The sequence below is a fragment of the Thermus thermophilus genome, from assembly GCF_019974155.1.
GTDB classification, from domain to species: Bacteria; Deinococcota; Deinococci; order Deinococcales; family Thermaceae; genus Thermus; species Thermus thermophilus_C.
Genome location: NZ_AP025158.1, coordinates 540,803 through 567,446, shown reverse-complemented (window position 1 = coordinate 567,446; position 26,644 = coordinate 540,803). Strand labels below are relative to the sequence as shown.

At 68.4% G+C, this 26,644-nt stretch carries 22 protein-coding genes and 1 pseudogene; 13 read left to right on the top strand and 10 right to left on the bottom strand.

Annotated elements, in window-relative coordinates; genetic code table 11:
* Window positions 1-8: 8 nt before the first annotated feature.
* The gene (rraA, locus tag TthTMY_RS03240) at window positions 9-503 is read left to right on the top strand and encodes a ribonuclease E activity regulator RraA (RefSeq protein WP_096412389.1); all 495 of its coding nucleotides are present in this window, start codon (window positions 9-11) and stop codon (window positions 501-503) included.
* Here rraA and mutL read toward each other — a convergent pair.
* The 3 genes from mutL to TthTMY_RS03225 all read right to left on the bottom strand — a co-directional run bounded on the left by mutL (window position 397) and on the right by TthTMY_RS03225 (window position 5,649).
* Complete coding sequence (mutL, locus tag TthTMY_RS03235) at window positions 397-2,034, bottom strand: DNA mismatch repair endonuclease MutL (RefSeq protein ID WP_096412387.1); 1,638 nt, start codon at window positions 2,032-2,034, stop codon at window positions 397-399. The two genes, rraA and mutL, sit on opposite strands and share 107 nt — an antisense overlap.
* Window positions 2,031-4,466, bottom strand: coding sequence for a DNA mismatch repair protein MutS (mutS, locus tag TthTMY_RS03230; protein WP_223903402.1), 2,436 nt, complete (start codon window positions 4,464-4,466; stop codon window positions 2,031-2,033). Before mutS ends, mutL begins: the two co-directional genes overlap by 4 nt.
* 85 nt (window positions 4,467-4,551) lie before the next feature.
* Window positions 4,552-5,649 (bottom strand): IS4 family transposase, encoded by a 1,098-nt coding sequence (locus TthTMY_RS03225; RefSeq protein ID WP_096410490.1) that lies wholly within the window; start codon window positions 5,647-5,649, stop codon window positions 4,552-4,554.
* A gap of 167 nt (window positions 5,650-5,816) precedes the next feature.
* Between TthTMY_RS03225 and TthTMY_RS03220 the strand changes: the two genes are divergently transcribed.
* The 3 genes from TthTMY_RS03220 (at window position 5,817) to TthTMY_RS03210 (ending at window position 8,253) form a co-directional block, all read left to right on the top strand.
* A complete protein-coding gene (locus TthTMY_RS03220) occupies window positions 5,817-7,040 on the top strand; it encodes a sulfite oxidase (RefSeq protein WP_096412384.1) in 1,224 nt (407 codons plus the stop codon).
* A gap of 86 nt (window positions 7,041-7,126) precedes the next feature.
* Entirely contained in the window at window positions 7,127-7,813 is a 687-nt protein-coding gene (locus TthTMY_RS03215; RefSeq protein WP_096412381.1) for a c-type cytochrome, read from the top strand.
* Window positions 7,810-8,253 carry an MOSC domain-containing protein gene (locus TthTMY_RS03210; protein WP_096412378.1) on the top strand — a complete coding sequence of 148 codons (444 nt, stop codon included), beginning with the start codon at window positions 7,810-7,812 and terminating at the stop codon, window positions 8,251-8,253. Before TthTMY_RS03215 ends, TthTMY_RS03210 begins: the two co-directional genes overlap by 4 nt.
* Window positions 8,254-8,424: 171 nt before the next feature.
* On the opposite strand, the gene TthTMY_RS03205 is transcribed toward TthTMY_RS03210, so the two are convergent.
* On the bottom strand, window positions 8,425-10,077 hold the full coding sequence (locus TthTMY_RS03205; protein ID WP_096413143.1) for a bifunctional metallophosphatase/5'-nucleotidase: 1,653 nt from the start codon (window positions 10,075-10,077) through the stop codon (window positions 8,425-8,427).
* A 178-nt stretch (window positions 10,078-10,255) separates the two neighbouring features.
* Here TthTMY_RS03205 and glnA point away from each other — a divergent pair, with 178 nt between their 5' ends.
* From glnA to TthTMY_RS03165, 8 genes and pseudogenes are all read left to right on the top strand, one after another.
* The gene (glnA, locus tag TthTMY_RS03200; RefSeq protein WP_096412375.1) at window positions 10,256-11,596 is read left to right on the top strand and encodes a type I glutamate--ammonia ligase; all 1,341 of its coding nucleotides are present in this window, start codon (window positions 10,256-10,258) and stop codon (window positions 11,594-11,596) included.
* 147 nt (window positions 11,597-11,743) lie between these two features.
* The gene (locus TthTMY_RS03195; protein ID WP_223903401.1) at window positions 11,744-12,907 is read left to right on the top strand and encodes a branched-chain amino acid ABC transporter substrate-binding protein; all 1,164 of its coding nucleotides are present in this window, start codon (window positions 11,744-11,746) and stop codon (window positions 12,905-12,907) included.
* 74 nt (window positions 12,908-12,981) lie between these two features.
* A complete protein-coding gene (locus tag TthTMY_RS03190; RefSeq protein WP_096412372.1) occupies window positions 12,982-13,950 on the top strand; it encodes a branched-chain amino acid ABC transporter permease in 969 nt (322 codons plus the stop codon).
* Window positions 13,947-15,278, top strand: a complete 1,332-nt coding sequence (locus TthTMY_RS03185) for a branched-chain amino acid ABC transporter permease (protein ID WP_096412368.1) — start codon at window positions 13,947-13,949, stop codon at window positions 15,276-15,278. Before TthTMY_RS03190 ends, TthTMY_RS03185 begins: the two co-directional genes overlap by 4 nt.
* Entirely contained in the window at window positions 15,275-16,054 is a 780-nt protein-coding gene (locus tag TthTMY_RS03180) for an ABC transporter ATP-binding protein (protein WP_096412365.1), read from the top strand. Before TthTMY_RS03185 ends, TthTMY_RS03180 begins: the two co-directional genes overlap by 4 nt.
* Window positions 16,051-16,764 carry an ABC transporter ATP-binding protein gene (locus tag TthTMY_RS03175; protein ID WP_096412361.1) on the top strand — a complete coding sequence of 238 codons (714 nt, stop codon included), beginning with the start codon at window positions 16,051-16,053 and terminating at the stop codon, window positions 16,762-16,764. Before TthTMY_RS03180 ends, TthTMY_RS03175 begins: the two co-directional genes overlap by 4 nt.
* Window positions 16,765-16,799: 35 nt before the next feature.
* A pseudogene (locus tag TthTMY_RS03170) lies at window positions 16,800-17,093 on the top strand (ABC transporter permease); the annotation flags it as partial.
* Window positions 17,094-17,139: 46 nt separating this feature from the next.
* Window positions 17,140-18,183, top strand: a complete 1,044-nt coding sequence (locus TthTMY_RS03165; RefSeq protein WP_096412359.1) for a protease complex subunit PrcB family protein — start codon at window positions 17,140-17,142, stop codon at window positions 18,181-18,183.
* Here the strand turns inward: TthTMY_RS03165 and TthTMY_RS03160 are convergent.
* The 6 genes from TthTMY_RS03160 to TthTMY_RS03135 form a co-directional block, all read right to left on the bottom strand.
* Window positions 18,151-19,323 carry a bifunctional folylpolyglutamate synthase/dihydrofolate synthase gene (locus TthTMY_RS03160; protein ID WP_096412356.1) on the bottom strand — a complete coding sequence of 391 codons (1,173 nt, stop codon included), beginning with the start codon at window positions 19,321-19,323 and terminating at the stop codon, window positions 18,151-18,153. The two genes, TthTMY_RS03165 and TthTMY_RS03160, sit on opposite strands and share 33 nt — an antisense overlap.
* The gene (locus tag TthTMY_RS03155) at window positions 19,324-21,126 is read right to left on the bottom strand and encodes an ABC transporter ATP-binding protein (RefSeq protein ID WP_096412353.1); all 1,803 of its coding nucleotides are present in this window, start codon (window positions 21,124-21,126) and stop codon (window positions 19,324-19,326) included.
* Entirely contained in the window at window positions 21,123-22,856 is a 1,734-nt protein-coding gene (locus TthTMY_RS03150; protein ID WP_096412349.1) for an ABC transporter ATP-binding protein, read from the bottom strand. The genes TthTMY_RS03155 and TthTMY_RS03150 overlap by 4 nt, the downstream gene beginning before the upstream one ends.
* A 60-nt stretch (window positions 22,857-22,916) precedes the next feature.
* On the bottom strand, window positions 22,917-24,050 hold the full coding sequence (locus TthTMY_RS03145) for a citrate synthase/methylcitrate synthase (protein WP_096412346.1): 1,134 nt from the start codon (window positions 24,048-24,050) through the stop codon (window positions 22,917-22,919).
* Between the two features lie 72 nt (window positions 24,051-24,122).
* Complete coding sequence (locus TthTMY_RS03140; RefSeq protein ID WP_096412342.1) at window positions 24,123-24,938, bottom strand: HesA/MoeB/ThiF family protein; 816 nt, start codon at window positions 24,936-24,938, stop codon at window positions 24,123-24,125.
* Window positions 24,939-24,987: 49 nt separating this feature from the next.
* Window positions 24,988-25,752 carry a class I mannose-6-phosphate isomerase gene (locus tag TthTMY_RS03135; protein WP_096412339.1) on the bottom strand — a complete coding sequence of 255 codons (765 nt, stop codon included), beginning with the start codon at window positions 25,750-25,752 and terminating at the stop codon, window positions 24,988-24,990.
* A gap of 18 nt (window positions 25,753-25,770) precedes the next feature.
* Between TthTMY_RS03135 and TthTMY_RS03130 the strand changes: the two genes are divergently transcribed.
* Entirely contained in the window at window positions 25,771-26,643 is an 873-nt protein-coding gene (locus TthTMY_RS03130; RefSeq protein ID WP_011173402.1) for an SIS domain-containing protein, read from the top strand.
* The last annotated feature ends 1 nt before the right edge of the window (window position 26,644 follow it).

The window sequence follows — 26,644 nt, the reverse complement described above, 5'->3', positions numbered from 1 at the left end:
ATATCCCCATGGAGGCGCGCACCACGGACCTCTCCGACCTCTACCCGGAGGGCGAGGCCCTCCCCATGGTCTTCAAGAGCTTCGGCGGCAAGGTCCGCTTCGCCGGGCGGGTGAGGACCCTCAGGGTCTTTGAGGACAACGCCCTGGTGCGGAAGGTCCTGGAGGAAGGGGGCGCGGGCCAGGTCCTCTTCGTGGACGGGGGCGGCTCCCTGCGCACCGCCCTCCTCGGGGGCAACCTGGCCCGCCTGGCCTGGGAAAGGGGGTGGGCCGGGGTGGTGGTCCACGGGGCGGTGCGGGACACGGCGGAGCTTAAGGAGGTGCCCATCGGCCTCCTCGCCCTCGCCGCCACCCCCAAAAGGAGCGCCAAGGAGGGCAAGGGGGAGGCAGACGTACCCCTTAGGGTTCTCGGGGTAGAGGTGCTTCCGGGAAGCTTTCTTCTTGCGGACGAGGACGGGCTTCTCCTCCTCCCCGAGCCCCCGAGCGGCGCCCGAAGCGGCGGATGAGGTCCTCCTCCTTGAGGGCGAGGAGGACGGGCCGCCCGTGGGGGCAGGCCCAGGGGGTCTCGCAGGCGAGGAGGGCGTCCAGGAGGGCCTGGCCTTGAGCCTTTCCCAGGGGGTGGCCCGCTTTGACGGCGGGGAGGCAGGCGAGGCGGGCGAGGAGGGCCTTGAGGCTTCTCCCCTCCCCGCGCAAGGCCTCCTTGAAGACCTCGGGGAGGAGAAGGGGGTAGGGGTGGAGGAAGGCGGGGGCCATAAGGAGCCGCACCCTCCCGGGGCCAAAGGGCTCCCAGCGGAAAAGCGCCGCCAAGGCCTCCTGCCCCGCCTGCAAAAGGGCTTCCTCCTCTGGAGCCAAGGGGACGAGAAGGGGCCGGGGGAGGGGCTTCGGCCCCTCGGCGACCCGCTTGAGGAGGTCCTCGTAGAGGATGCGCTCGTGGGCGGCGTGCTGGTCCACCACGTAGAGGGTGTCCCCCGCCTCGGCGAGGAGGTAGCTCTCCCGGAACTGGGCGAGGAAACGGAGGCGGGGCAGGCCCGAGGCCGTGGGGGGGCTTAAGGGCTGGAGGGGCTTGGGCTCGGGGAGGGCCCGGGCCAGGTTTTCCCGCCGGAAGAGGCCGAGGAGGGCCTCCTCCACCAGGGCCTCCGCCTCCTCGGAAAGGACCACCTCCTCCTTCCTCGCGTCCAGGCGCAGGCGAAAGGCCTCCTGGGGGAGGAAGAGGTTCAGGACGCCCACGGGGTAGTGCCCCTCCGGCAGAAGCTCCCGGTAGGCGCGGCGCACCCGCCGGAGAAGCCCCTCGGGGAAGGCCACCGGCCTCCCGTTCACCGCGAGGAAGAGCCGGTCCGGCCGGGTGCGGCTGACCTCCGGCCGGGAGACGAGGCCCTGGACCTCGAGGCCCCCCACCTCGTAGGCCAGGGGAAGGAGCCGCTTGGCCAGGAGGTGGCCGAAGGCGAGGCGGGCCGCCTCCTCAAGCCCTGCCCCCGGGAAAAGCAGCCGGGCCTCCCCCTCGGCGAAAAAGGCCAGGGCGAGGTGGGGGTGGTGGAGGAGGTAGCGCCTCAAGAGGTCCAAGACCCCCCGGACCTCCCCCTTGGGGTCCCGCCCCTCCCCGAGGAAAAGCCCCTCCACCTCCACCCGGGTCCCCGGGGGGGCGGGAACGGGGCGCACCTCCACCCGCTCCCCTTCCACGAGGAGGAGCCCGCCGCCGAGCTGCCCTCGAGGCCGGAAGCGGATCCTAAGCCTGGCCGCCTGCCTCAGGGCGTAGAGGGCCTGGCCGCGGAAGCCCAGGGTGCGGATGCGCCCGGGGTCTTGGAGCTTGCTCGTGGCGTAGGGCTCCACGGCGAGGGGGAGGTCTTCTAAGGGGATCCCCTCCCCGTCGTCCTCCACCACAAGCCTTTCCAGCCCTCCGCCCCAAAGCTCCACCCGCACCCTCCTGGCCCCAGCGTCCAGGGCGTTTTCCAGAAGCTCCCGCACGGCGTCCTTCACCGCAAGGAGCACCTCGCCCCGGGCGAGGAGGCCCCTGAGCTCCGGAGGGAGGGGGCGGATCACCCCTTCATGCTACCCAGGGGGAGGCCCAGGGCCAAGGCCTTGAGCTCGTGGAGGAGCCTCAGGGCCTCGAGGGGGGTGAGGCGGTCGGGGTCTAAGGCGAGGAGGCGCTCCAAGACCTCCTCCAAGACCCCCTCCCGCCTTGCGGCCATGGCCCTGAGGAGGGCGCGGGCCCGCTCCACCACCTCCTTGGGGAGGCCCGCCATCTCCGCCACCTCCACCCCGTAGCTCTTGGAGGCGGGGCCCGGGAGGACCTGGTGGTAGAAGACGAGCCCCCCCTCCTCCTCCTTGGCGGCCACGTGCAGGTTCTTGAGCCGGGGAAGGGCGAGGGCGGTGAGCTCAAAGTAGTGGGTGGCGAAGAGGGTGTAGCACCGCCTCTCGTGCAGGGCCTCGGCGAGGGCGGTGGCGATGGCCACCCCGTCCAGGCTGCTCGTGCCCCGGCCCACCTCGTCCAGGAGGACGAGGCTATTGGGGGTGGCCTCCTTGAGGATGAGGGCCACCTCCTCCATCTCCACCATGAAGGTGCTCTTCCCCCCGGCGAGGTCGTCCGAGGCCCCGATCCGGGTGTAGATCCCGTCAAAGAGGGGAAGCTCCGCCTCCTCCGCGGGCACGAAGCTCCCGATCTGGGCGAGGAGGGCGATGAGGGCGGTCTGGCGGAGGAAGGTGGACTTCCCCGCCATGTTGGGCCCCGTCACCAAGACGAGCTCCCCCGCCATCTCCAGGTCGTTGGGCACGAAAGGGGTGCGGCGCTCCACCACCGGGTGGCGCCCCGCCCTTATGCGAAGCCTCTCCCCGAAGCGGGGCCTGGTGTAGCCGTGGCGCACCGCCACCTCGGCGAGGGCGGCGTAGACGTCAAGCTCGGCGAGGATCCTCGCCGCCTCCCTCAAGGCCTCCGCCTCCTTTTTCGCCTTTTCCCTTAGGGCGAGGAAGACCTCCTCCTCGCGCCTTTTGATGAGGGCCTCGAGGCGGTAGAGCTCCCGCTCCCTTTCCTTCATCTCCGGCAGGGTGTAGCGCTGCCGGTCCTTGAGGGTCTGGACGGGGCGGTACTCCTGGGGCACCTGGCCATAGTAGGGCCGGGTCACCTCCAGGTAGTAGCCGAAGACGGCGTTGTACCCCACCTTGAGGGTGGGGATGCCCGTCCTCTCCTTCTCCCGGGCCTCGAGGTCCAGGAAGTAGGCCACCCCCTCGGCGTGGGCCCGCCGCAGGGCGTCCAGGTCCGGGTCGTACCCCTCCCGGATGAGCCCCCCTTCGGAGACCTTGAGGGGCGGCTCCTCCACCAACGCCGCCCTAAGCTCCTCCAAAAGGCCGGAGAGGTCGGGAAGCCCCACCTCCTCCCCCAAAAGGCCCTTAAGCTCGGGGAGGATCTCCAGGCTCCGCCTTAGGGCGGCGAGGTCCTTGGGGCTTGCCCGGGAAAGCTCCAGCCTCGTGGCCAGGCGCTCCAGGTCGGCAAGGCGGAAGAGGAGGCGCCTCACCCCCTCGCGTAAGGCCCCCTCCCGCACGAAGCGCTCCACCCGGTCAAGCCTCGCCTCCAAGGGCCCCCTTTCCAGAAGGGGGTGGCGGAGCCAGGCCTGGAGGAGCCTTCTTCCGGGGGCGGTGCGCGTCTCGTCCAGAACGCCGAAGAGGGTGTCCTGGCCCCGCAAGGGTTCAAAGACCTCGAGGGCCTTTAGGCTCGCCTCGGGCAGGCGCACGAAGGCCCCGGGGTCGTAGAGGCGAAACGGGCGCACGCTCAAGGCCCCCCCCTGGGTGGCCCGGGCGTAGGCGAGGAGCGCCCCCTGGGCCCGCCTCAGGGCCAGGGGGCCTTCCCCTTCCGGGTCAAAGGGGGCCTCGGAGAGCATCACGGGAAAGCGCTTCCGGAACTCGGCCACGAAGGCCTCGTTCTCCCGTAGCTCCGGGGCCAAAAGGACCTCGGCGGGCCTATGGCGGAAAAGCTCGTCGTACAGGGCGCTTTTGCTCTTTAGGAGGGTCCCCTTGAACTCCCCCGTGGAGACGTCCAGAAAGGCCAGACCCCACCCGTCCCCGGTGGCGATGGCGGCCAGGTAGTTGGCCTCCCGGGGGAGGAGGGCCTCCTGGGTGAGGGTCCCGGGGGTGAGGAGCTGGGTCACCTCCCGCCGCACCAGGCCTTCCGCCTCCTCGGCGGGCTCCACCTGATCGGCCACCGCCAGGCGAAAGCCCATCTTGAGAAGCCGCTCGGCGTAGGCGTCAAAGGCCCTTATGGGAATCCCCGCCATGGGGGTGGTGAAGTCCTTGCTGGTCTTGTGGGTGAGGACGAGGCCGAGGGCGCGGGCCAGCCTCTCCGCGTCCTCCCCAAAGCACTCGTAGAAGTCCCCCACCTGGAAGAGGAGGAGGTAGTCCGGGTAGCGGTCGCGGAGCTCCACGTACTGCTGCAGGAGAGGGGGAAGGGGGCCTGGACCTTCGCCCTTGAGCATGCCTTCCATCTTAACTCCGCCATACCCTCCCATGAGCGCCTTCCCCTAGCCCCTTAAACGGGGGCCAAAAACCCCCTAACCCCCTGAGCTCTCATCACTTTCCTCCCCCCAGTTCCTGAAGCAACCTGACCAGCTCCTCCACCACTGCTTCCCTCCAAGGCGGGGGCCCCTGGGCCAGGGCGATCCGGCCCAGACGGAAGAGGCTTTGCCGCTCGGGATGGGCCAGAAGCCGGGGAAGCCATTCCCTGCCCTGCAAGCGCGCCCCCAGAAGGACCAAGAGCGCCATCCCCAAGGCCAGAAGCCATAACCACCCCCTGAGGCTCGCCCCCGTCCGCAGCCGATGGCGGTCCAGCCCAAACCCCTGCCCCTTCAGGTCCCTAAACCCCTCTTCAATCCACATCCGCCACCCATAGGGCGGCTCCCCCCCAAAAGGGCCCGAATAGGCCAGATACCAGGGATCCCGACCCCCTGGGTACACCAGGAGGGTGACTTCTACCCCCTCCCCACCGTGTCCGAAAAGGCGGACCTCCTCCCGCAGGGGGTGGACCACACGCTGGTAGCCCTCCTTCAGGGGAAGGCGCTTCCCCCCTTGGGGTTCCACCTCCCGGTTCTGCCGCAGGCGGATGAGGAAGCCCATGCCCCACCCCTGGAGCTTTCGCATCAGGGAGACCCGGTCAAAGCCGCGGTCCAGGAGGAAGAGGGGGGTATATCCCAGGTCCTGGACGGCGCGGCCCAGGCGGTGGAGGAACTCCTCCTCCACCCGGTTTTGACTGGGGAAAGGGGAGAGGGGGTGAAGAGCGAAGGCCACCACCAGGGCCCTTCCCTTGAGGGGAAGGGCGGCCACCAGGGCTTGGTGCCTACCGTCCTCTGTGAAGGTCCAGTCCACGATGAGGGGGAGGGGGCGGTCTTTGGGGAAACGAGGGACGAGGAGGGGGAGGAGGGCTTCGGTGAGGGCCCAGGGGTCTTGCAGGGTGGGGTGATGGAGGAAGCGCCAGAGGCGATTGAGGCGGCTTTGGGCCAGGGTGGGGAGGGGGGTTCTGCGGGCGAGGTCGGAGAGGGTGGGGTCCAGGGGGGTAGTGAGGAGGGTGGACAGGAAGAGGGCGAGGTTGGAGCGGATGGTTTTCCTGAGGGAGGCGAAGACCTTATGGACCCAGAGGGTGATAACTTGGGAAAGGGGGGTGGTGGGCGGCACACCTTACTTACCCCCCTCTTCTCTTCCCTTGTCAAGCCCCAGCCCTCAAAGTGATGAGAGCTCAGCCTAACCCCCACTTGACATGGGTATTGTTTGCCCCCTAGATTAGGGGCAACCGGAAAGTGGGGACAAACGTCCCCCCGGACCCTTGGAGGGAGGGATAAGGTATGGAAAGCGTCAGCCGGCGAACCGCCCTGAAGCTCATGGGCCTAGGGGCAGCGCTTTTGGCCGCGGGAAGCCGAGGCTTCGCCCAGCAAGCCCCCACGGCCGACCAGTTGGTGAAGGGGAAAAACCCCAAGCTCTTGGTTCTCTCCCAACGCCCCATCGTTTTGGAAACTCCTTACGACCTCTTGGTCAGCCAGCCCGAGCGCACCCCTAAGGAGATCCTCTACATCCGCAACAACGTGGACCTCCCCGGCTACAACACCGTGGAGGGGGCCAGCCTGGACGGGTGGAAGGTGGAGGTGGGGGGACTGGTGGACAAACCCTTCACCTTTGAGGCCAAGGAGCTCCTCGAGCTTCCCCAGCACGAGGTGACCATGGTCCTCCAGTGCTCCGGCAACGGGCGTACCCTCTTCCAGCCCCGTCCCTCGGGCAACCCTTGGCAGCGGGGTGGGGTGGGGAACGTCACCTTCCGCGGGGTGCGCCTTAAGGACCTTCTGGAGGCCAAAGGGGTGAAGCTCGGTGAAAAGGCCCTCTACATCACCGCCCACGCCAGCCGTCAGGGCAATGCCCGGGAGTTCGTGCGCTCCGTGCCCATCCACGCCCTTGAGCATGCCCTTCTGGCCCTCTCCATGAACGGGGAACCCCTACCCGCGGTGCACGGGGGGCCCGTCCGCCTGGTCTTCCCTGGCTACTTCGGGGTGAACAACGTGAAGTGGGTGGAGAAGATTGAGTTCACCGAGGCGGAAAACACCACCGCCGAGCAGATGCCCCGCTACCGGGTTCCCGCCATCCCCAACGCCAACCTCCCCTTTCTCCCCCAGGAGCCGGGCAAGGCCTACCCCTACAGCTTCACCAACTCCCGCCCCAACTGGCTCGTGGCCATCAACAGCTTCATCTTCGCCCCCCTGGAGGGCCAGACTGTGGAAGGCCCCTACGTGCGGGTGGAGGGGGTGGCCTTCAACGACGGCATCGTGCCCTTGGTGAGCGTAGAGGTCTCCGCCAACGGGGGCCGCACCTGGCACCAGGCCAGGCTGGAACGCCAGGAGAAGAGCTTCGGCTGGGTGCGCTGGCAGGCCACCTTGTACCTGCGCCCCGGGGAACACGAGGTCATGGCCCGGGCCTGGGACGCCGTGGGCCGCAGCCAGCCCCTGGACGGCAACATCGCCTGGAACGAACGGGGTTACGAGTACAACGGGGTCATGCGGGTCAAGTTCACCGTGGCCTAAAGGGCTTGGCCCCGGCCTTAGGGCCGGGGCCTTTGTGGGCCAGCTCCCTATACCCAGCTAGGGTACGCCCCACACTGAGACCTGAGATGAAGCGCATCCTTTTACCCCCAGCCCTTCTCCTGGGCCTTGGCGCCCTCCTGGCCCTGAGCCAGACCACCCTCCCCGAGGGCCCGGGCAAGGAGCTGGTGCTGGCCAAGTGCCAAACCTGCCACGACATCGGCCTGGTAACCCGGGAGCGCCTCTCCCGGGAAAGGTGGAACGCCGTGTTGGACGAGATGATGGCCCAGGGCCTCAAGCTCACCCAAGAGGAGCGGGCCATCATCCTGGACTACCTGGCGGTGTACCTGGGCACCGAACCCCCACCCGCGCCTCCTCCCGTGGCCACCGCCCCAAAGACGGGAGCCCAGGTCTACGCCAACTGCCAGGGCTGCCACGGGCTTCAGGGCGAGGGCAACCCTCCCCTCTTCCCGCCCTTGAAGGGGCACGTGGAGGCTCTCCTCAAGGCACAAGGCGGACGGGAGTACCTCCTTCTGGTCCTACTCTACGGGGTCCAGGGGCCCATGAAGGTCCTAGGCCAGGAGTACAACAACGTGATGCCCGGCTTCTCCTGGCTTTCCGACGAGGAGCTGGCCCTGGTGCTGAACCACCTGGCCGCCTGGGGCGCCCCTGAGGGCTTCCGTCCCTACACGCCGGAGGAGGTGCAGGCGGCGAAGGCCAAACCCCTCACCCCCGAGGAGGTTCTGAAGCTCCGCCAAGGCCTCAAACTGCCATGAAGGGGCAGGTGGTCTCCCTCCACCTCGGCCTAGGCTCCGGCCTCCCCAAGCCGCGGGTGGAGGCCTTGGAGCTCGTGGCGGGCTTTGGGGCCAAGGGGGACCGGCACGCCGGCAAAGACCCCGACCGGGCGGTCTTGGTGGCGGGGCTTCCCGCCTACGAGAAGGCCCGAGGGGCGGGGGTCCTCCTCCCCTACGGAGCCCTAGGGGAAAACCTCCTCCTGGACCTGGACCCCCACGCCCTTCCCCCGGGGGCGAGGCTTAGGGTGGGGGAGGCCCTTTTGGAGCTTTCCCAGGTGTGCACCGTCTGCAAGAGCCTCTCCCAGTTTGACCTCCGGCTGCCCAAGCTCCTCTACGGGGGCCGGGGGGTGTACGCCCGGGTCCTCGAGGGCGGCTCCGTGCGGGTGGGGGACCCGGTCCTCGTCCTCGCCCCGGTGGGCTAGGCACCCCGCTCTGGCTTTCGCCAGAGCGGGGGCCCCAAAAGAAGGGGAACCCCCCGGGGGGCGTCCTTTTGGGCTACTACCCTTGCTTCCTTCGCCCGACTGGCCCAGGGAAGCTCCCCAGGGGCCTTTGGCCTGGGCCCCCATGCTGGCTTGGGCCAGCGTGGGGTGGCACTACACCCCCACGAGCCCCGGCACCCGGTAGGCGAAGTAGGCGGGCTTTTCCCCTTTGGGCTCGTTCAGGACCTCAATCCGGCCCTCGAGGCCCGCCTCCACCACCTTGAGCTCCTTGAGGTAGTCCATGAAGCTTTCGGCGTCGCTAAAGCCCGTGTCCACCCGGTAGCCCTGGGCCTCCTTGAGCACGGTGAAGCCGTCGCCCCCGTTGGCGATGAAGTTGTTCACCACCACCCGGTAGGTGGCCTCGAGGTCCAGGGGCACGTACCCCTTCTCCCCCTTCACCTCCACCCGCACCACCCGGCTCCCCGCGGGGCGGGAGAGGTCAAAGGCGTAGCGGAGGCCGGAGACCTGCAGGAAGCGGCCCGCCTGGCCCTCCCACTGGGAGACCCCGTTCTCCAGGGCGGCCAAAATCTCCTTGCCCTTCAGGTCCATGACCACCAGGGTGTTCCCGAAGGGCAGGACCTCGTACACCTTGCCCACGGTGATGGGCCCCTTGGGGATGGAGGCCCGGATGCCGCCGCCGTTTTGCAGGGCGATCTGGGTCCCGGCGCCCCTCGTCTTCCAGAGCATCCCGTCGGCGATGAGGTTCCCCAGGTTGCTCTCCCGCCTGCGCACGATGGCCCTTTCCCCCACCAGGTCCACCTTGGCCTCGGCGATGACCTGCTGCATCAAGGCCATCACCGGCTGGGCGTAGGCGAGGAGGGCCTCCTTGGCGAAGAAGTCCTCGGGGGCGGCCTCCGGGGTCATGAGGAGGGCCTCCCCCTTGTAGGCCAAAAGCTCCCCCTTGGCCCCGAAGGTGACCTCCAAAAGGCCCACCACCTTCCCCCACTCCCAGGCCTGGACCACCAAGACGTCCTTCCCCTCGGGGTTCCTCACCACCGTGGGGTAGGGCCCCATGGGGGAAAGCTCCTTGTGGGGAAAGCTTCCTAAAAGGGTGTGGGAGTGGCCGCCCACGATCACCTGGGCCCCCACGAGCCTCCGGGCGAGCTTCAGGTCCTCGGCGTAGCCCAGGTGGGAGAGGACCACGATCTTGTTGACCCCCTTGGCGAGGAGCTCGTACACCGCCTTCTGGGCGGTCTCGTAGGGGTCCAGGAAGGCCACGGTGGGCCCGGGGTTGGCGATCTCCTTGGTGTCCGGGGTGGTGAGGCCGATGACCCCAATCCTCTCCCCGCCCACCTGGACCACGGCGTAGGGGGCGAAGAGGCCCTTAAGCCTCGGCTCCTGGCTCACGTCCACGTTGGCGGAGACCACCTTGAACCTCGCCCCCTTGAGGAAGTCCGCCAAGGGGCCCGGGCCCAGGTCAAACTCGTGGTTCCCCAGGGCCATGACCCGGTAGAGGGCCCGGTGCATGAAGTAGCGGTCCGCCAGGCCCCGGTACTGGTTGAAGTAGAGGGTGCCCTGGAAGACGTCCCCCGCGTCCAGGAAGAGGAGGTTCCGCCTCGAGGCCCTGAGCCGATCAAAAAGGGCGATCCTCCGGGCCACGCCCCCCACAGGGGTCTTCTTGCCGGAAAGGGTGAGCTCCACGGGCTCCAGGCGGGCGTGGGTGTCGTTGGTGTGGACCAAGGTGAGGGTGAAGCCCTCCTGGGCCCTCCCGAAAACCCCCAAAGGGGACAGGGCCAAACCCGCCTTCAATACCTCCCGCCGCCTCAGCATAGCCACCTCCGGCCTCCAGTCTACCCGGGGCATGTCAGGGGAGGGCCAAGCCGGTTCTTCATAAACTTGCGTACGGGCAAAGCTTGACAGATGGCACATTAAAGCTTTACACTTTGCACAACCCTGCCGGGTCTTTTCAGGCAAAACCCGGCTTTGGGAAAAGAGGAGGCGGAAAATGGGGTACACCAAGGCAGAGATCCTCAAGGCGCTCAAGGGGGAAGGGGTCAAGTTTTTGCGGCTCCAGATCACCGACATCCTGGGCGTGGTCAAGAACGTGGAGGTGCCCGAGTCCCAGTTTGAGAAGGCCCTGGACGGGGAGATCATGTTTGACGGCTCCTCCATTGAGGGCTTCACCCGGATTGAAGAGTCGGACATGCTCCTGAGGCCCGACTACAACACCTTTGTCATCCTCCCCGACCAGGTGGAAGACCCGAGCCGGGGCCGGGTGGCCCGGCTCATCTGCGACGTCTACTACCCCGACGGCCGCCCCTTTGAGGGGGACCCCCGTTACGTCCTCAAGCGGCAGATAGAGCGGCTCAAGAGGCTCGGGTTTGACAACATGTACGCCGGCCCCGAGCCCGAGTTCTTCCTTTTCCTCAGGACCCCCGAGGGCCTGCCCACGGTGGAGACCCACGACAAGGCGGGCTACTTTGACCTGGCCCCCATAGACAAGGGGGAGGAGGCCCGCCGCGACATGGTGAACGCCCTGGTGGCCATGGGCTTTGAGATTGAGGCGGCCCACCACGAGGTGGCCCCGGGGCAACACGAGATTGACTTCAAGTACGCCGACGCCCTCACCACCGCCGACAACATCGCCACCTTCAAGTGGGTGGTGAAGCGCATCGCCCTGAACCACGGCCTCCACGCCACCTTCCTGCCCAAGCCCATCCGGGGGGTCAACGGCAGCGGCATGCACACCCACCTCTCCCTCTTCAAGGACGGGGAGAACGCCTTCTATGACCCCAACGCCGAGTACCAGCTCTCCCAGACCGCCCTCCACTTCATCGCCGGGCTTCTGGAGCACGCCGCCGGGATGGTGGCCATCACCAACCCCCTGGTGAACTCCTACAAGCGCCTCACCCCGGGATACGAGGCCCCCACCAACATCGCCTGGTCCGCCTCCAACCGCTCCGCCATGATCCGGATCCCGGCCCGGCGGGGCGTGGGCACCCGGGCGGAGCTCAGGATGCCCGACCCCTCCTGCAACCCCTACCTGGCCCTGGCGGTCATGGCCGCCGCGGGCGCGGACGGCATTGAGCGCAAGCTCCTCCCGCCCCCGCCCATCCAGCGCAACATCTACCAGATGAGCGTCCGCGAGAAGCGGAAGCACAAGATCCGCGAGCTCCCGGGCACCTTGAGGGAAGCCCTCGAGGCCCTGAAGAAGGACCCCGTGATCCAGGAGGCCCTGGGCGAACACGTCTACACCCACTTCCTCCAGGCCAAGCAGATGGAGTGGGACGACTACCGGGTCACGGTCCACCAGTGGGAGCTGGACCGGTACCTCGCTGTATACTGACCCCGGGTATCCCCCACCCCCGCTTCCCGCGGGGGTGGGGGCTGACCCATAGGTCAGGAATAAACTTTCCGCGGGGCATTGACAAACCCACCTACCCCCCCCTTAGAATAGGGCCGCAACGCGAACGCGTGCTCAAGGAGGTCTCTTATGAGGAAAATCGGGCTTCTGGTAGCAGGTGCGGTTGCGCTGGGCATGGCCTTGGGGCAGACCAACGTGATCAAGATCGCCACCCAGTCCCCCCTCTCCGGGCCCCAAGCGGCCTTGGGGGAGCAGATCAAGCTGGGGGCGGAGCTCGCCGTGGAGGAGGCGAAGGAGCGGTTCAAGGCCCTGGGCTTTGAGCTCGTCCTCGTCCCCTACGACGACCAAGCCAACCCCGACGTGGGCGTGGCCAACGCCAACCGCATCATCAACGACCCCGACATCCTGGGCGTGGTGGGCCACTTGAACTCCGGCGTGGCCATTCCCTCCAGCGAGGTCTACGCCCGGGTGAACCTGGTCATGGTCTCCCCCGCCAACACCAACCCCGTGGTCACGGACCGGAAGCTGCCCAACGTGAACCGGATCGTGGGCCGGGACGACGTCCAGGGCCCTGCCGGCGCAGAGTTCGCCTACAACGAGCTGAAGCTCCGCCGCGTCTTCGTCATCCACGACAAGACCGCCTACGGCCAGGGCCTGGCCGAGGAGTTCCGCAAGCGCTTTGAGGCCTTGGGCGGCCGGGTGGTGGCCTTCATCGGCACCGAGGAGCAGTCCAACTTCGTGCCCATCATCAACCAGATCCGGGCCCAGAACCCGCAGCTCGTCTACTTCGGCGGCATCTACAGCCAGATCGGCCCCTTCACCAAGCAGCTCCGGGAGCGGGGCCTGCGCGTGCCCCTCATGGGCGGCGACGGGCTGGACTCCAGCGAGTTTGAGCGCCTGGCGGGCTCCCAGAACGCCAAGGGGGCCTACTACACCACGGTGGCCGGCCCCGTCTCCGCCTTCCCCCAGGCCAAGGCCTTGGCGGAGCGCTTCAAGGCCAAGTACGGGAAGGACATTGAAGGCTTCGGCATCTACGCCTACGACGCCGCCCGCGTGATCCTCACCGCCCTGGAGAACGCCATCAAGGCCAACGGGGGCAGGAAGCCCACCCGGGCCCAGGTGGCCCAGGAGGTGCGCAAGGTGAGGCTCCAGGGCATCACCGGCACCATTGAGTTTGACGACAAGGGCGACATCAAGAAGGCGAAGTACTTCGTGATGCAGGTGGCCGGCACCGGAAACTGGGCCGAGAACAAGCTCATCAGGGTCATTGAGGTGGCGGCGCCGCAGAAGTAGGCCCCTAAGGGCCTAAGCCTAAAGGGGGTGGCTCCTTTTGGAGCCACCCCTTCGGCGGGAAAAAGGAGGCGGCCTTGCTGGAGCAGATCCTGGTCCTTTTACCCCAGGTGCTCTTTGACGGCCTCATCCTGGGCTTCATCTACGCCATGATCGCCCTGGGGTACACCATGGTCTACGGCGTCTTGGAGCTCATCAACTTCGCCCACTCCGAGATCTTCATGATCGGGGCCGTGACCGGGGTGGAGGTCTTCCGCTACCTCGCCCCCTTGATCCCCAACGGCTACCTCCTCCTCCTGGTGGCCGTGGTGGTGGGGGCGGCGGTGGCGGGCCTCACCGCCATCCTGGTGGAGCGCATGGCCTACCGCCCCCTCCGCCGCCGGGGCACCACCAACCGCCTCGTGCCCCTGGTGACGGCCATCGGGGTGAGCTTCTTCCTCCAGGACCTGGTGCGGCTCATTGAGGGCCTCTGGCACAACGAGTTCTTCCTGCGCATGCGCACCGTGCCGGACCTCGAGGGCTCCTTCACCCTCTTTGGGGGCGCCATCTTCCTCCAGACCAAGTCGGTGATCGTCGTCGTGGTCTCCGTGCTCATGCTCTTGGGGCTCACCTACCTGGTGAACCGCACCAAGCTGGGGATGGCCATCCGGGCCGTGGCCCAGGACCTCTCCACGGCGAGCCTCATGGGCATCAACCCCGACCAGATCATCTCCCGCACCTTCCTCATCGGCGGCGCTTTGGGCGGGGTGGCCGGGGTCCTCTTCGCCCTCATCTACACCACGATCAACCCCTATGTGGGCTTCCTCCCCGGCATCAAGGCCTTCACCGCGGCGGTCCTGGGCGGGATCGGGAACATCCCCGGGGCCATGCTCGGGGGCCTCGTCCTGGGGCAACTGGAGAACTTCTTCGGCACCTACCTACCCATCCTCACCGCCGGCAACTTCGGGACGGAGTACAAGGACGTGGTGGCCTTCCTCATCCTCATCTTCATCCTCCTCTTCCGGCCCCAAGGCCTCCTGGGCCAGATGGTTAAGGAGAAGGTATGAGCCTGCTCTCCCTCGCCCTAAGCCTCGTCTTCCTCGTCCTCTCCTTCCTTGCCCCCCACACCCTCACCGCCTTCCTGGGCCTGGGGGCCCTGGGGGTGGCCGCCTTTGCCCGGCTCGAGCCCCGGGTACGGACACTGAACCTCGCCCTCCTCACCCTGGCCTTCACCCTCTTCCTGCGGAACTCGGGCAACACCCTGGGGCTCATCGGCCTCGTGGGGATCCTCGTGGCCCTCACGACCCTTCCCCGGATCCCGCGCGGGATCCGGGTGGTCCTGGGCCTCGCCATCCTCCTCCTCTCCGTGCCCATCGCCGGATTCACCAACACCTTCATCTTTGAGCTCGGCATCCAGATCGGCATCTTCGCCGCCATGGCCCTGGGCCTCAACGTGGTGGTGGGGATGGCGGGGCTTCTGGACCTGGGTTACGCCGCCTTCTTCGCCGTGGGCGCTTACACCTGGGCCATCTTCGGCTCCCCTCAGGCGGGGAAGTTCCTCCAGGGCAACTTCCCCCTGCCCGGGGAGTACATGTACCTCTTCATGTTCATCGCCGTGGTCACCACGGCCATCACCGGCCTCCTCATCGGCCTCCCCGCCCTAAGGCTCCGGGGGGACTATCTGGCCATCGTCACCCTAGGCCTCGGCGAGGTGGTGCGCATCCTGGCCAACAACCTGGACCACCCCATCAACATCACCAACGGGCCCCAGGGGATCACCCCCGTGGCCCGTCCCCCCATTGACTGGTTCCGCAGCCTCATAGCCCACCTGGGGGTACGCTTGGACGAGACCACGGACTACCAGCTCTTCTTCTACCTCCTCGTCCTGGCGATGATCGGCCTCGTGGTCCTGGCCAACGTCAACCTGGCCAACTCCCGCTTCGGCCGCGCCTGGGTGGCCATCCGCGAGGACGAGATCGCCGCCCAAGCCATGGGCATCCCCCTCCTGCCCACCAAGCTCCTCGCCTTCATGACCGGGGCGGCCTTCTCCGGGGTGATGGGGGTGATCTACGGGGCCCAGCGCACCTTTGTCTCCCCCGAGTCCTTCACCCTCCTGGCCTCCATCACCATCCTGGCCATGGTGATCCTGGGCGGGATGGGCTCCATCCCCGGGGCCATCCTGGGGGCGGCCGCCCTCACCATCCTCAACCTGGACATCCTCAAAACCTTTAGCGAGTTCGTCCGCACCAGCCTCCCCTGGATCCCGAGCCAGGTGGACCCGGCGAAGTACGAGAGGCTGGTCTTCGGGCTTATCCTCATCTTGATGATGATCTACCGGCCCCAAGGCCTGATCCCCGAGGCCCGCCACCGGGCCGAGCTGGAGGAGGAGGCATGAGGGTCCTCGAGGTCCGAGGCGTCACCAAGCGCTTCGGCGGGCTCGTGGCCGTGAACCAGGTGAGCCTGGAGGTGAACGAGGGGGAGATCTTCTCCGTCATCGGTCCGAACGGGGCGGGCAAGACCACCTTCTTCAACCTCCTCACGGGGATCTACGCCCCGGACGAGGGCCGGATCCTCTTCCTCGGCCAGGACATCACGGGCTCCACCCCCGACAAGGCGGCCAAGCTCGGCATCGGGCGCACCTTCCAGAACATCCGCCTCTTCGGGGCCATGACCGTCCTGGAGAACATCCTGGTGGGGCGGCACATCCACACCCGCGTCCCCTACCTGCACGCCCTCTTCCGCACCCCCCTCGCCCGCAAGGAGGAGAGGAAGGCCCTGGAGGAGGCCTTGAGCCTCCTGGAGTACGTGGGCCTCCTGCACCGCAAGGACGAGCTCGCCCGCAACCTCCCCTACGGCGAGCAGAGGAAGCTGGAGATCGCCCGCGCCCTCGCCCTCAAGCCCAAGCTCCTCCTCCTGGACGAGCCCGCCGCGGGCATGAACCCCAAGGAGACGGAGGCCCTGCAGGAGTTCATCCTGCAAATCCGCAGCGAGATGGGGCTCACCATCCTCCTCATTGAGCACGACATGCGCTTGGTGATGCGCATCTCCGACCGGATCGCCGTGCTGGACTACGGCTCCAAGATCGCCGAAGGCAAGCCCGAGGAGGTGCGGACCAACCCCCGGGTCATTGAGGCCTACCTGGGCCGGGGGGCCGCGGGAGGTGCCGCATGAGCCTCCTGGAGCTCAAAAACGTCCACACCTACTACGGGCACATCCACGCCCTAAAGGGCATCTCCCTCACGGTGGAGGAGGGGGAGATCGTCACCCTCATCGGCTCCAACGGCGCCGGGAAGACCACCACCCTGCGCACCATCAGCGGCCTGGTGAAGCCGAGGCAGGGGGAGGTCCTCTTCCAGGGCAGGCCCATCCACCGCCTTCCCGCCCACGAGATCGTGGCCCTCGGGGTGGGGCACGTCCCCGAGGGGCGGCGGATCTTCCCCCGGCTCACGGTGGAGGAGAATCTGGAGATCGGGGCCTACTTGGAAAACGACCGCAAGGTGATCCAGGAGCGGAAAGAGCAGGTCTACCAGCTCTTTCCCCGGCTCTACGAGCGCCGCCAGCAGAAGGGGGGGACGCTTTCGGGCGGAGAGCAGCAGATGCTCGCCATCGGCCGGGCCCTGATGCAAAACCCGAGGATCCTCCTCATGGACGAGCCCTCCATGGGCCTCGCCCCCGTTTTGGTGGACTTCATCTTTGAGATCATCCAGAAGCTCAACCGGGAGGGACGGACGATCCTCCTCGTGGAGCAAAACGCCCGCCTCGCCCTCCAGGTCGCCCACCGAGGGTACGTCCTCGCCACGGGGGAGATCACCCTCCATGGGCCCGCCAGGGAGCTTGCGGAAAACCCCGAGGTGCAGAAGGCCTACCTGGGGGAGGGGTAGGCCCTCGAGGCGCCCTCGCTTGCGCCCCCAAGGGGGGGCGCTTTTTCAAGCACATCCTCCCGGGCACCCTGCCTCCCCTCGTGGTCCAGGCCACCCTGTCCATCGGGACGGCCACCCTCGAGGCGGCCGCCTTGGGCTTCCTCGGCCTCGGCGCCCAGCCCCCCGCCCCGGAGTGGGGCGCGATGATCGCCGACAGCTTCAAGGGGGGCTACGCCATGAACGCCCCCTGGACCATGATCTTCCCGGGGCTTTTCATCATGCTCACCGTCCTCGCCTTCAACCTCCTGGGAGACGGCCTCCGGGACGCCTTGGACCCCAGGAGCCGCTAAAGGGAACCTCAACGGGAGGCGAGGGGCGAAGGGGTATCATGGGGCCATGAGGAAAGGCCTTCTCGCGGCGCTCCTCCTCCTTTCCGGCTGCCAGGTGCTGGAGGGTTCGGGCTACCGGGTGACCGAGGTGCAGTTCCTCTTCCCCGAGGCCACGGAGCGCTGGACCTACTTCTACGGCGAGCCCCGGGCGGTGGAGCTGGACGGGCGTCCCCTCCGCCTCGAGGCCCCCCAGGGGGAGAGCCTCTGGGCCTTCCCCGGGGCGCTTTGGGTGGAGGGAAGCCCGGTGTTGCGGACCACCTATCCCTCGAGGCCCCCGGTGGCCGAGGCGGTCCGCGGGGTTTCGGGGGGCCTCCTCCAGGTGCGCGCCCAAGCCCCCCTCCTCGCCACCTGGCTTTACGACGGGGTGGGCTGGGTGCGGCTTACGGGAAGCCTGAGGGAAGGGGAGGAGCGGACCCTGGTGCAGCCGGCGAACTACCAGACCCCAAGGCTTTTCCCCCTCACGGAGGAGGAGTCCGCCGTGGTCCTGCGCGAGGTCTTAGCCCGGAGGGGAGGGAGGCCCGTGGTGGTCTTTGAGCTCCGGGAACCTCCCCTACCCCCTCTCCGCCTAAGCCCCGCCCCCGACGCCTACCGCATCGCCCGCCTTCAGGTCCAGTACGGGCTTAAGCTGGAGCCGGTCATGCCCCCGGCCCCCATCTTCCGCGTCCTCGGCCAAGGCACCCAGGCGGCCTACCCGGAGGAGGCCCCCCTTGCCCTCCTCGCCAACGACCCCACGAGCTTCAACCGCCTCTGGGCCCTGGCGGTGGGCAACCAGCTCCCCCGCCCCGCCGCCCCCGCGGTGGACTTCCGCAACCGGAGCGTGGCCGCCTTCTTCTGGGGGCTGAAGCCCACGGGAGGGTACGGCCTCAAGGTCGTGGGGGTCACCTACGCCGGGGAGACGGCCCGGGTGGTCCTGAGCCTCAGCGCGCCCAAGCCCGGGGCCATCACCACCCAGGCCCTCACCAGCCCCTACGTGGTCTTGGAGCTGCAGAAGGTGCGCCGCGTGGTCTTCGCCGACACCTCAGGGAAGGTCCTCGCCGAGGCCCGCGACTAAACGCTCCCTAAGCCTCCCCACCAGGTACAGGGAGCCCGTGGCCAAAACCGGAAGCCCGTCCCCCCTCGCCCCCGCTAAGGCGTCCTCCAGGGCCTCCCAGGGGTCCTCAAAGAAGGGGGTCCCGAGCTCCCCGCCCAAGGCCCCTTCCCCCGCCCGGGTGTAGCGGACGCTTCGCGCCTTGGGGAGGAGGTGGGCGAGGACGCCCTTCACGTCCTTCCGGGGAAAGGCGCCAAAGATCAGGTGGTAGGCGGGGAACTCCCGGGCCAGGGCCTCCGCCGCCGGGGGGTTGTGGGCCCCGTCCAAATAGACCTCCACCCCCTCAAGGAGGAAGCGCTCCATGCGCCCCGGGTGCCGCGCCTCCCGAAGCCCCCGGGCAATGGCCGCCTCGGGAAAGCCCAAAAGCCTCAGGGCGGCGGCGGCCAGGCGGGCGTTTTCCTCCTGGTAGGCCCCCCTGAGGCCGGGCGGGGCGGGAAGGGCGAAGAGGGGGTCCTCGGGGTCCAGGACGTGGAGGGGCGCCCCCCGTTCCTCCGCCACCCTGCGGGCCACCTCCAGCCCCACCCCCCTCGCCCCCGTGACCACCGGCACCCCGGGGCGGAAGGCCCCCGTCTTCTCCCGGGCCACGGCCTCGAGGGTACCCCCCAGGGCCTCGAGGTGGTCCTCCCCCACGTTGGTGAGCACGGTGAGGGCCACGCGGGAAAGGGCGTTCGTCGCGTCCTTCTCCCCCCCTACCCCCGCCTCCACCGCGGCCAGCGCCACCCCCCTCTCCCGGAAGTGGAGGAAGGCGAGGGCGGTGGCCAGGTCAAAGAAGCCCGGGGGCTCCTCCCAGGCCTCCTCCCTCGCCCAGGCCACGAACCGGACCACCGCCTCCCGGGGAACGGGCCCCAGGTGGGTGCGGATCCTCTCCCGGAAGTCCACGAGGTGGGGGCTGGTGTAGGCCCCGTAGGCGAGGCCCGCGGCGCGGAAGGCGGCCTCGAGGTAGGCCACCACGCTCCCCTTGCCGTTGGTGCCCAGGACGTGGACCGCAAGGAAGCCCGCCTCCGGGTGGCCGAGCCGGGCGAGGAGGGCCCTCACCCTATGGGTCCCCCGCTCCCCCGTGCGCCGCCTCGCGTACAGCCAGGCCAAAGCCTCCTCGTAGGTCACTTACACCTCCTGGAACTGGAGCCGGTACAAGGCGGCGTAGTAGCCGCCCTTGGCCAGAAGCTCCTCGTGGCTCCCCTCCTCCACGAGCCTCCCCTTGCGGAAGACGAGGATGCGGTCCACGTGGCGGATGGTGGAGAGGCGGTGGGCGATGATGAGGGAGGTCCTCCCCTCCATGGCCTTGTAGAGGGCCTCCTGGAGGCGCTTCTCCGTCTCCGAGTCCACGCTGGCCGTGGCCTCGTCCAGGATGAGGAGGATGTCGGGGCTCGCGAGAAGGGCCCGCACCAGGGCGAGGAGCTGCTTCTCCCCCGTGGAAAGCCCCGCCCCCCGCTCCCCCAAGGGGGTGTGGTACCCCTGGGGCAGGCGCAGGATGGCCTCGTGCACCCCCAAGAAGCGGGCCACCTCCACCACCTTCTCCTCGGGGATGGAGGGGTCAAAGAGGCGGAGGTTGTCCAAGACCGTGCCGGAGAAGAGGAAGGGGTCCTGGAGGACGATGCCGATGTGGCGGCGCAACTCCTCCTGGCGGTAGGCCCGCACGTCCTCCCCGTCTATGAGGACCTGGCCCCTTTGGGGGTCGTAGAAGCGGGCGATGAGGCTCACCACGCTGGTCTTCCCCGCCCCCGTGGCCCCCACCAGGGCCACCTTCTCCCCGGGGCGGACGCGGAAGGAAACGCCCCTAAGCACCCAGTCCCTCTCCGTGGGCTCCACCCCCTTGGGGGTGTAGGCGAGCCAGACGTCCCTGAACTCCACCTCCCCCCGGAAGCCGCGGATGGGCGTGGGGTCCTCGGGGTCCTTGAGCTCCTCCTCCGTGTCCAGGACGCCGAAGATCCGCTCGGCGCTCGCCATGGCCCCCTGGAAGAGGTTGAACTTGTCCGAGAGGTCCTGGAGAGGCTGGAAGAGCTGGCGGGTGTAGTCCACGAAGGCCACGAGAAGCCCCAAGGAGACGGCGCCCCGCACCACCTCCCCGCCCCCGTAGTAGACCAGGCTGGCCACGGCGAAGTCCCCCAGAAAGCCCACCACGGGGAAGAAGAGGGCGAACCAGCGGACGATCTCCACCCAAGCCCGGAAGAGGTCGCGGTTGAGCCGGTCAAACTTTTCCTCCCGCTCCCTTTCCTTGACGAAAAGCTGGATCGTCTCCACCCCGGAGAGGTTCTCCTGGAGGGCGGCGTTGACCCGGGCAAGCCTCAGGCGCATCTCCCGATAGGCGGAACGCATCCCAAGCCGCACCCAGGTGGTGACGGCGAGGAGGACCGGGGCCACCAGGAGGACCACCAGGGTGAGCTTGGGGCTCAAAAACAGCATGAAGCCGAGGAGGCCCACCAGGGTGAAGAGGTCGGCGATCACCCCCACGAGCCCGCCGGTGATGAACTGGTTGATGGCGTCCACGTCGGAGGTGACCCGGGTCATGAGCCGGCCCACGGGGTTTCGGTCGTAGAAGCCCGGGTGGAGGCGCATGAGCTTGGCGAAAAGGTCGCTCCTGAGGTCAAAGAGGACCCGCTGCCCCACCCACTGGATGAGGTAGGTCTCGCCGTAGGCGGCGGCGAAGTGGACCGCGCGCACAGCGAGGAAGCCCAGGCTGATCCAAAGGAGGAGGCGGAAGCGCTCGGCAATGGGCCTGGGCTCCGCGGGCACCAAGGCCAGGTCAACGGCCCACTTGAAGAAGAGGGGGGTGGCGGCGGCGGCCAGGGTCACCACCAGGAGAAAAAGGAGGGCAAGGGCGACCTGGAGGCGGTAGGGCCAGAGGTAGCGCAGGATGCGGGCGAAGAGGGCCCGGTCAAAGGCCTTGCTGTAGGTGTCCTCCGTCACGCCTCCACCTCCTTTTGCAAGCGGTCCATCTCCGCGTAGAGGCCCCCGGCCTGAAGGAGGCTCTCGTGGGTCCCCTCCTCCACGATCCTCCCCCCGTCCAGGACGATGATCCAGTCGGCGTAGCGGAGGGCCGCGGTGCGGTGGGAGATGAGCAGGGTGGTCTGCTTGCCGAGCACCGTTTTCAGCCCCTGGAGGATCCGGGCCTCCGTCTCGGCGTCCACGGCGCTTAAGGCGTCGTCCAGGATGAGGATCTTGGGCCTTTTGGCCAAGGCCCGGGCCAGGGCCACCCGTTGCCGCTGGCCGCCGGAGAGGGTGATGCCCCGTTCCCCGAGGACCGTCTCGTACCCCTTGGGAAAGGCAAGGATCTCCTCGTGGATCCCGGCAAGCCGGGCCGCCCACTCCACCCGCTCGCGGTCCACCTCGTCCAGGCCGAAGGCGATGTTTTCCAATATCGTCTCGCTGAAAAGGAAGGGCTCCTGGGGAGCGACCCCCACGGCCTTGCGGAGGACGGCCAAGGGGATACGCCTCGCCTCATGCCCGCCCACGTAGACCCGCCCCTCGCTGGGGTCCAAAAGCCTGGGGACGAGGGCGGCGAGGAGGCTCTTGCCCGAGCCCGTGCGCCCGGTGATGCCCAGGGTCATCCCCTCGGGGATCGTGAGGCTGAGGCCCCTAAGGAGCCAGCGCCCGTCCCGCTTGAGCCCCACCCCCTCAAAGCGCACCTCCCCGGAGAGGTCCTCGAGGGCGAGGGGCAGGGGGTCCTCGTCCCGGATGGCGGGCCTCTCGTCCAGAAGCTCAAAGAGGCGCCTTAGGCTCGTGAGCCCCCGCTGGTACAGGGCCATGACCCAGCCGAGGCCCAGGATGGGCCAGGTGAGCTGGGCCAGGTAGGCGTTGAACTGGACGAGCTCCCCCACGCTCAGCTCCCCCCGGACCACCATGGCGCCCCCGGCCCAGAGGACGGTGAGGAAGGCGAAGCCCATCAAGAAGCCGAGGAGGGCGTGGAGGGGGCCCTCCACCCGGGCCAGGGCCAGGCTCTTCTCCACGTAGAGGCGGTTCAGGTCCTGGAACCAGGCCACCATCCGCCCCTCCAGGGCGTACCCCTTGACCACCCGGATGCCGCTGAAGGCCTCCTGGGCCAGGGTGCTGATCCGGTCAAAGACCTCCTGGGCCTCCCGGTAGCGACGGTCAATGAGCCGCAGGAGGAAACCCATGGCGAGGAAGATGCCGGGGAGGATGAGGGTGAGGTAGAAGGCGAGGCGGGCGTTCACGGCGTACATGGAGAGAAAGGCGAGGAGGACCAAAAAGGAGAGGCGGCTTCCCATGAGGATCCCCGGGCCCACCATCTCCCTCACGGCGGAGAGGTCGGTGTTCAGGCGGTTCATCAGGTCCCCCACCCGGTGCTTGTGGTAGAAGTCCCGGTCCAGGGTGAGGAGGTGGTGGAGGAGGTCCCGCCTCAGGTCGTACTCCACCTGGCGGCTCGCCACCACGGCGAGCCGCCGCATCACGTAGGAGAGGAGGCCGGAAAGGGCGGCGGAGGCCAGGATGGCGAGGGCGTAGACCCCGAAGCCCCTCCCCGCCTGGACCGCGTCCACGGCCAGGCGGAGGAAGTAGGGGGTGAGGACGAAGAAAAAGATGGAGGCGAGGCCCGCGAGCACCGCCCAGAGGTACCTCCAACGGTACCGGCCCACGTAGGGCCAAAGGCGGAGAAGGGGTGCCGCTGACCGACCGGTCATGCCCTCTAGTGTACAAGAAGGGGCCGCTTCCTGCGACCCCTTCCCCAAGCCCGCGGGCGGCTACTCCCGGGCCTCGAGGGGGACGTAGGGCACGTCCAGCTCCCCGATGTACTTGGCGTCGGGGCGGAGGAGGCGGTTGTCCAGCTCCTGGTACTCCAGGATGTGCCCCACCCAGCCCGAGATCCGGGCCACGGCGAAGATGGGGGTGAAGAACTCCAGGCCGAAGCCCAGGTCGGAGTAGACCACCCCGGAGTAGAAGTCCACGTTGGGGTAGATGCCCCTGGGGTTCAGGACCTTCCCCGCCTCCTCCTCCACGATCTTCAGGATCTGGTACTCCTTGGAGTGCCCGTGCTTCTCCGCCACCAACCGGGCGAGCCTTTCCAGGACCCCGGCCCTGGGGTCAAAGGCCTTGTAGACCCGGTGGCCCATGCCCATGATGCGCTCCTTCTTGGCCAGCTTCTCCTGCACCCACTCCCGGGCCCGCTCGGGGGTGCCGATCTCCTGGATCATGCGCATCACGGCCTCGTTGGCCCCGCCGTGGCGCGGCCCCTTGAGGGAGGCCACGGCGGCGGTGATGGCCGAGTAGAGGTCGGTCTCCGTGGAGAAGGCGGCGATGGCGGTGAAGGTGCTGGCGTTGAAGCCGTGCTCGGCGTGGAGGATGAGGGCCGCGTCCATGAGGCGGGCCTGCTCGGGGGAGGGCTCCACCCCGTTCGCCATGTAGAGGAAGTTGGCGGCGTGGGAGAGGTCTTCCCGGGGCGGGATGGGCTCCTTGCCCTCCTTAAGGCGCTTGTTGGCGGCCACGATGGTGGCGAACTTGGCGATGAGGTCAAGCCCCTTCTCGTAGAGGGCCTCCCGGGAGATGTCCCCCTCGGTGGGGTCCAGCATCCCGAGCTCGGAGACCGCGGTGCGCAGGAAGCTCATGGGGTGGGCGGAGACGGGGTAGCGCTTGAAGGACTCCAGAAGGTGGGCGGGCAGGGCGCGGCGCCGGGCGAGGGCGGCCGAGAACTCCTCCAGCTCCTGCCTTCGCGGCAGTCTCCCGTGGAGGAGGAGGAAGGTGGTTTCCTCAAAGCTGCTCTTCTCCGCAAGCTCCTGGATGGGGATGCCGTAGTAGTAGAGCTTCCCCTGCTGGCCGTCAATGTAGCACATCCGGCTTTCCGTGAAGAGAACGCCTTCCAGACCGCGAGCCACTTCCATACTGCCTCCTTGTCCGCACCCCAGGGGTGCACGGAGTCCATCATACCCCTTCGCCCGCGGGGAGGAGTAGCCTCAGCGCAGGCCGCAGAAGGCCTCGTAGTCCACGAGTTCCCTCTGGGTGGGCTCGTCCCCGCATATGGGGCAACGGGGGTTACGCCGCACCGTGAGCTTGCGGAAGCTGGCCTCGAGGGCATCGTAAAGCAGGAGGTGCCCCGCCAGGGGCTTGCCGATCCCCAAAAGAACCTTGAGGGCCTCGGCGGCCATCAGGCTCCCCACCACCGCCGGCAAAACGCCGAAGACCCCGGCCTCGGCGCAGGAGGGCACCGCCCCGGGCGGGGGCGGCTTGGGGAAGAGGCAGCGGTAGCACGGGCCCATCTCCCCATGGGGGGTGGGGTGGTGGAAGACGGCCACCTGGCCGTCAAACTGGTAGATGGCCCCAAAGACCAGGGGCTTGCCGAGGAGGACGGCGGCGTCGTTCACCAGGTAGCGGGTGGGGAAGTTGTCCGAGGCGTCCACCACGAGGTCGTAGGGCCTGAGGATCTCCAGGGCGTTCTCCGAGGTGAGGCGCACCGGGTAGGCCTCCACCCGGACCAGGGGGTTCAGGGCCTGGAGCCGCTTCTGGGCCACCAGGGCCTTGGGCTCGCCCACGTCCTCGGTGGTGTAGAGCACCTGGCGGTGGAGGTTGGACACCTCCACCCGGTCCATCTCCACCACCCCCACCCGCCCCACCCCGGCCGCCACCAGGTACTGGAGGACGGGAACCCCGAGCCCTCCGGCCCCCACCACCACCACCGAGGCCCGTTTCAGCCGCTCCTGCCCCTCGGGACCCACCTGGGGCAGGATCATCTGCCGGTGGTACCGGTCAAGCTCCTCCTTCGTCCAGCGCATACCCTCCCTTCGGGACCCCCACAGGAGCGCAAGCCCGCATGGGGCGGCCTCACGCCCCCTCCTTGGCCAGGGCGGCAAGCCAGAGCCCCTCGCCCCGGAAGACCGCCTCCTCCCCGGGCTCCAAAAGGAGGGTGGCGGGCGGCCGCAAGACCTCCTCCCCGAGCCGGGCCTCCCCCTCGAGGAGGGTGAGGAGGGTGGGGCCCTCCGCCCGCACCCTAAGCTCCCCCGCCAAGGGATAGCGCAAAAGGTCAAAGAAGGGGGTGGAAAGGAGCCTCTCCCCGCCCAAGACCGGCTCGGGCGGGGGCAGGGTGAGGGGGGTGGGCTCCAGGACGGCCACGTCCAGGGCCTTCTCCAGGTGGAGCTCCCGCGGCCTGCCGTAGTCGTAGAGGCGGTAGGTGAGGTCGGAGGGGGTCTGGACCTCGTAGACCCGGACCCCCGGGCCCAGGGCGTGGATCGTCCCCGCGGGCAGGTAAAGGACCTGGCCCGGCTCCACCCGGACGCGGCGCAGCACCTCCTCCAGCGTCCCGGCCAAGGCCCTTTCCCGAAGCTCCTCCCGGCTCAGGGGACGGGCCAAGCCGTAGACCAGCTCCCCCGGGGAAAGGACGTACCAGGCCTCGTACTTCCCCGGCTTCCCCTCCACCCGGAGGGCGTACTCGTGGGGCGGGTGGACCTGGACGGAAAGCCAGTCCGCGGGGTCAAGGAGCTTTACGAGCAGGGGGGCCTCGGCGAGCCAGACCTCCCCGATCCCGGGGCCGAAGCCGAGGCCGCTTCCCCCCCAGATCCGCGCCACGGGCTTGGGCTCCAACCGCCTCACGGGCTTAGCATAAGGGATATGCGCGACCTAGACCGCGAGGAGACCTACCTTGTAGACCGCACGGGGCTCGCCCTGGAGCTTAGGGACCTGGTGGGCACGGGCCCCGTCCCCGGGGAGGCCTACCCGGGGCCCCACGCCGCCTTGGGCTACGGGGAAGGGCAGTTCGCCGCCCTCCTCTCCGGCCTCCCCGACTGGGGGGAGGAGGGGACCCTCTTCCTCCTCGAGGGAGGGTATGACCTGGGAGAGGCGGCGGGGATGGCCCTCCTGGCGGAGACGGGGCGGGCCCGGGTGGTACGGGTGGGCTTCCGGCCCGGGGTGGAGGTCCACATCCCCCCAAGCCCCCTCGCCCCCTACCGCTACCTCCGCTTCCTTCTCCTGGCCACGGGCCGGGAGGAGGTGCTCCGCTCCGTGGACGAGGCCCTCCTGGAGGAAAGGCGCCGCCTCGGCCCCGAGGTGCCCGTGGAGGAGAACCCGGCCAAGTTCCTGGCCTACACCCTCCTGGAGCGCCTCCCCCTCTTCTATAGCCCCCTCTTCCGGCCCCTGGAGGGGGCGGTGCAGACCCTCTTCGCCCGCGTGGCCAAAAGCCTCTCCCTAACCCCGCCCCCGAGCGCCCTGGAGTTCTTCCTCGTGGGCCTCGAGGCCCGCCACGAGCAAGGGGACCCCCTGGCGGCGGTCCTCCTGGGCCCGGGGGAGGAGGCGGCCTTGGCCAAGGAGATCCTGGAGTCCCGCGTGGACGCCTTGGCCGAGGTCCCCGCCACGGGGGCCAACCGCCTCGCCCAGGTCATGGCCCTCTGGTACCGGATGGCCTGGACCGCCTACTACCTCGCCCTTCTCTACGGGGTGGACCCTGGGGACCACGGGCTTCTGGAGCGCCTCCGGGAGGTCACCTAGG

Excerpts from the sequence above, each read along its gene's own strand:
- TthTMY_RS03175 (WP_096412361.1), top strand. The coding sequence starts at position 16,051 with ATGAGCCTCCTGGAGCTCAAAAACGTCCACACCTACTACGGGCACATC.
- TthTMY_RS03195 (WP_223903401.1), top strand. The coding sequence starts at position 11,744 with ATGAGGAAAATCGGGCTTCTGGTAGCAGGTGCGGTTGCGCTGGGCATG.
- TthTMY_RS03165 (WP_096412359.1), top strand. The coding sequence starts at position 17,140 with ATGAGGAAAGGCCTTCTCGCGGCGCTCCTCCTCCTTTCCGGCTGCCAG.
- rraA (WP_096412389.1), top strand. The coding sequence starts at position 9 with ATGGAGGCGCGCACCACGGACCTCTCCGACCTCTACCCGGAGGGCGAG.
- TthTMY_RS03145 (WP_096412346.1), bottom strand. The coding sequence starts at position 24,050 with ATGGAAGTGGCTCGCGGTCTGGAAGGCGTTCTCTTCACGGAAAGCCGG.
- TthTMY_RS03150 (WP_096412349.1), bottom strand. The coding sequence starts at position 22,856 with ATGACCGGTCGGTCAGCGGCACCCCTTCTCCGCCTTTGGCCCTACGTG.
- TthTMY_RS03220 (WP_096412384.1), top strand. The coding sequence starts at position 5,817 with ATGGAAAGCGTCAGCCGGCGAACCGCCCTGAAGCTCATGGGCCTAGGG.
- TthTMY_RS03180 (WP_096412365.1), top strand. The coding sequence starts at position 15,275 with ATGAGGGTCCTCGAGGTCCGAGGCGTCACCAAGCGCTTCGGCGGGCTC.
- TthTMY_RS03210 (WP_096412378.1), top strand. The coding sequence starts at position 7,810 with ATGAAGGGGCAGGTGGTCTCCCTCCACCTCGGCCTAGGCTCCGGCCTC.
- mutS (WP_223903402.1), bottom strand. The coding sequence starts at position 4,466 with ATGGAAGGCATGCTCAAGGGCGAAGGTCCAGGCCCCCTTCCCCCTCTC.
- TthTMY_RS03130 (WP_011173402.1), top strand. The coding sequence starts at position 25,771 with ATGCGCGACCTAGACCGCGAGGAGACCTACCTTGTAGACCGCACGGGG.
- TthTMY_RS03215 (WP_096412381.1), top strand. The coding sequence starts at position 7,127 with ATGAAGCGCATCCTTTTACCCCCAGCCCTTCTCCTGGGCCTTGGCGCC.
- glnA (WP_096412375.1), top strand. The coding sequence starts at position 10,256 with ATGGGGTACACCAAGGCAGAGATCCTCAAGGCGCTCAAGGGGGAAGGG.
- TthTMY_RS03185 (WP_096412368.1), top strand. The coding sequence starts at position 13,947 with ATGAGCCTGCTCTCCCTCGCCCTAAGCCTCGTCTTCCTCGTCCTCTCC.
- TthTMY_RS03140 (WP_096412342.1), bottom strand. The coding sequence starts at position 24,938 with ATGCGCTGGACGAAGGAGGAGCTTGACCGGTACCACCGGCAGATGATC.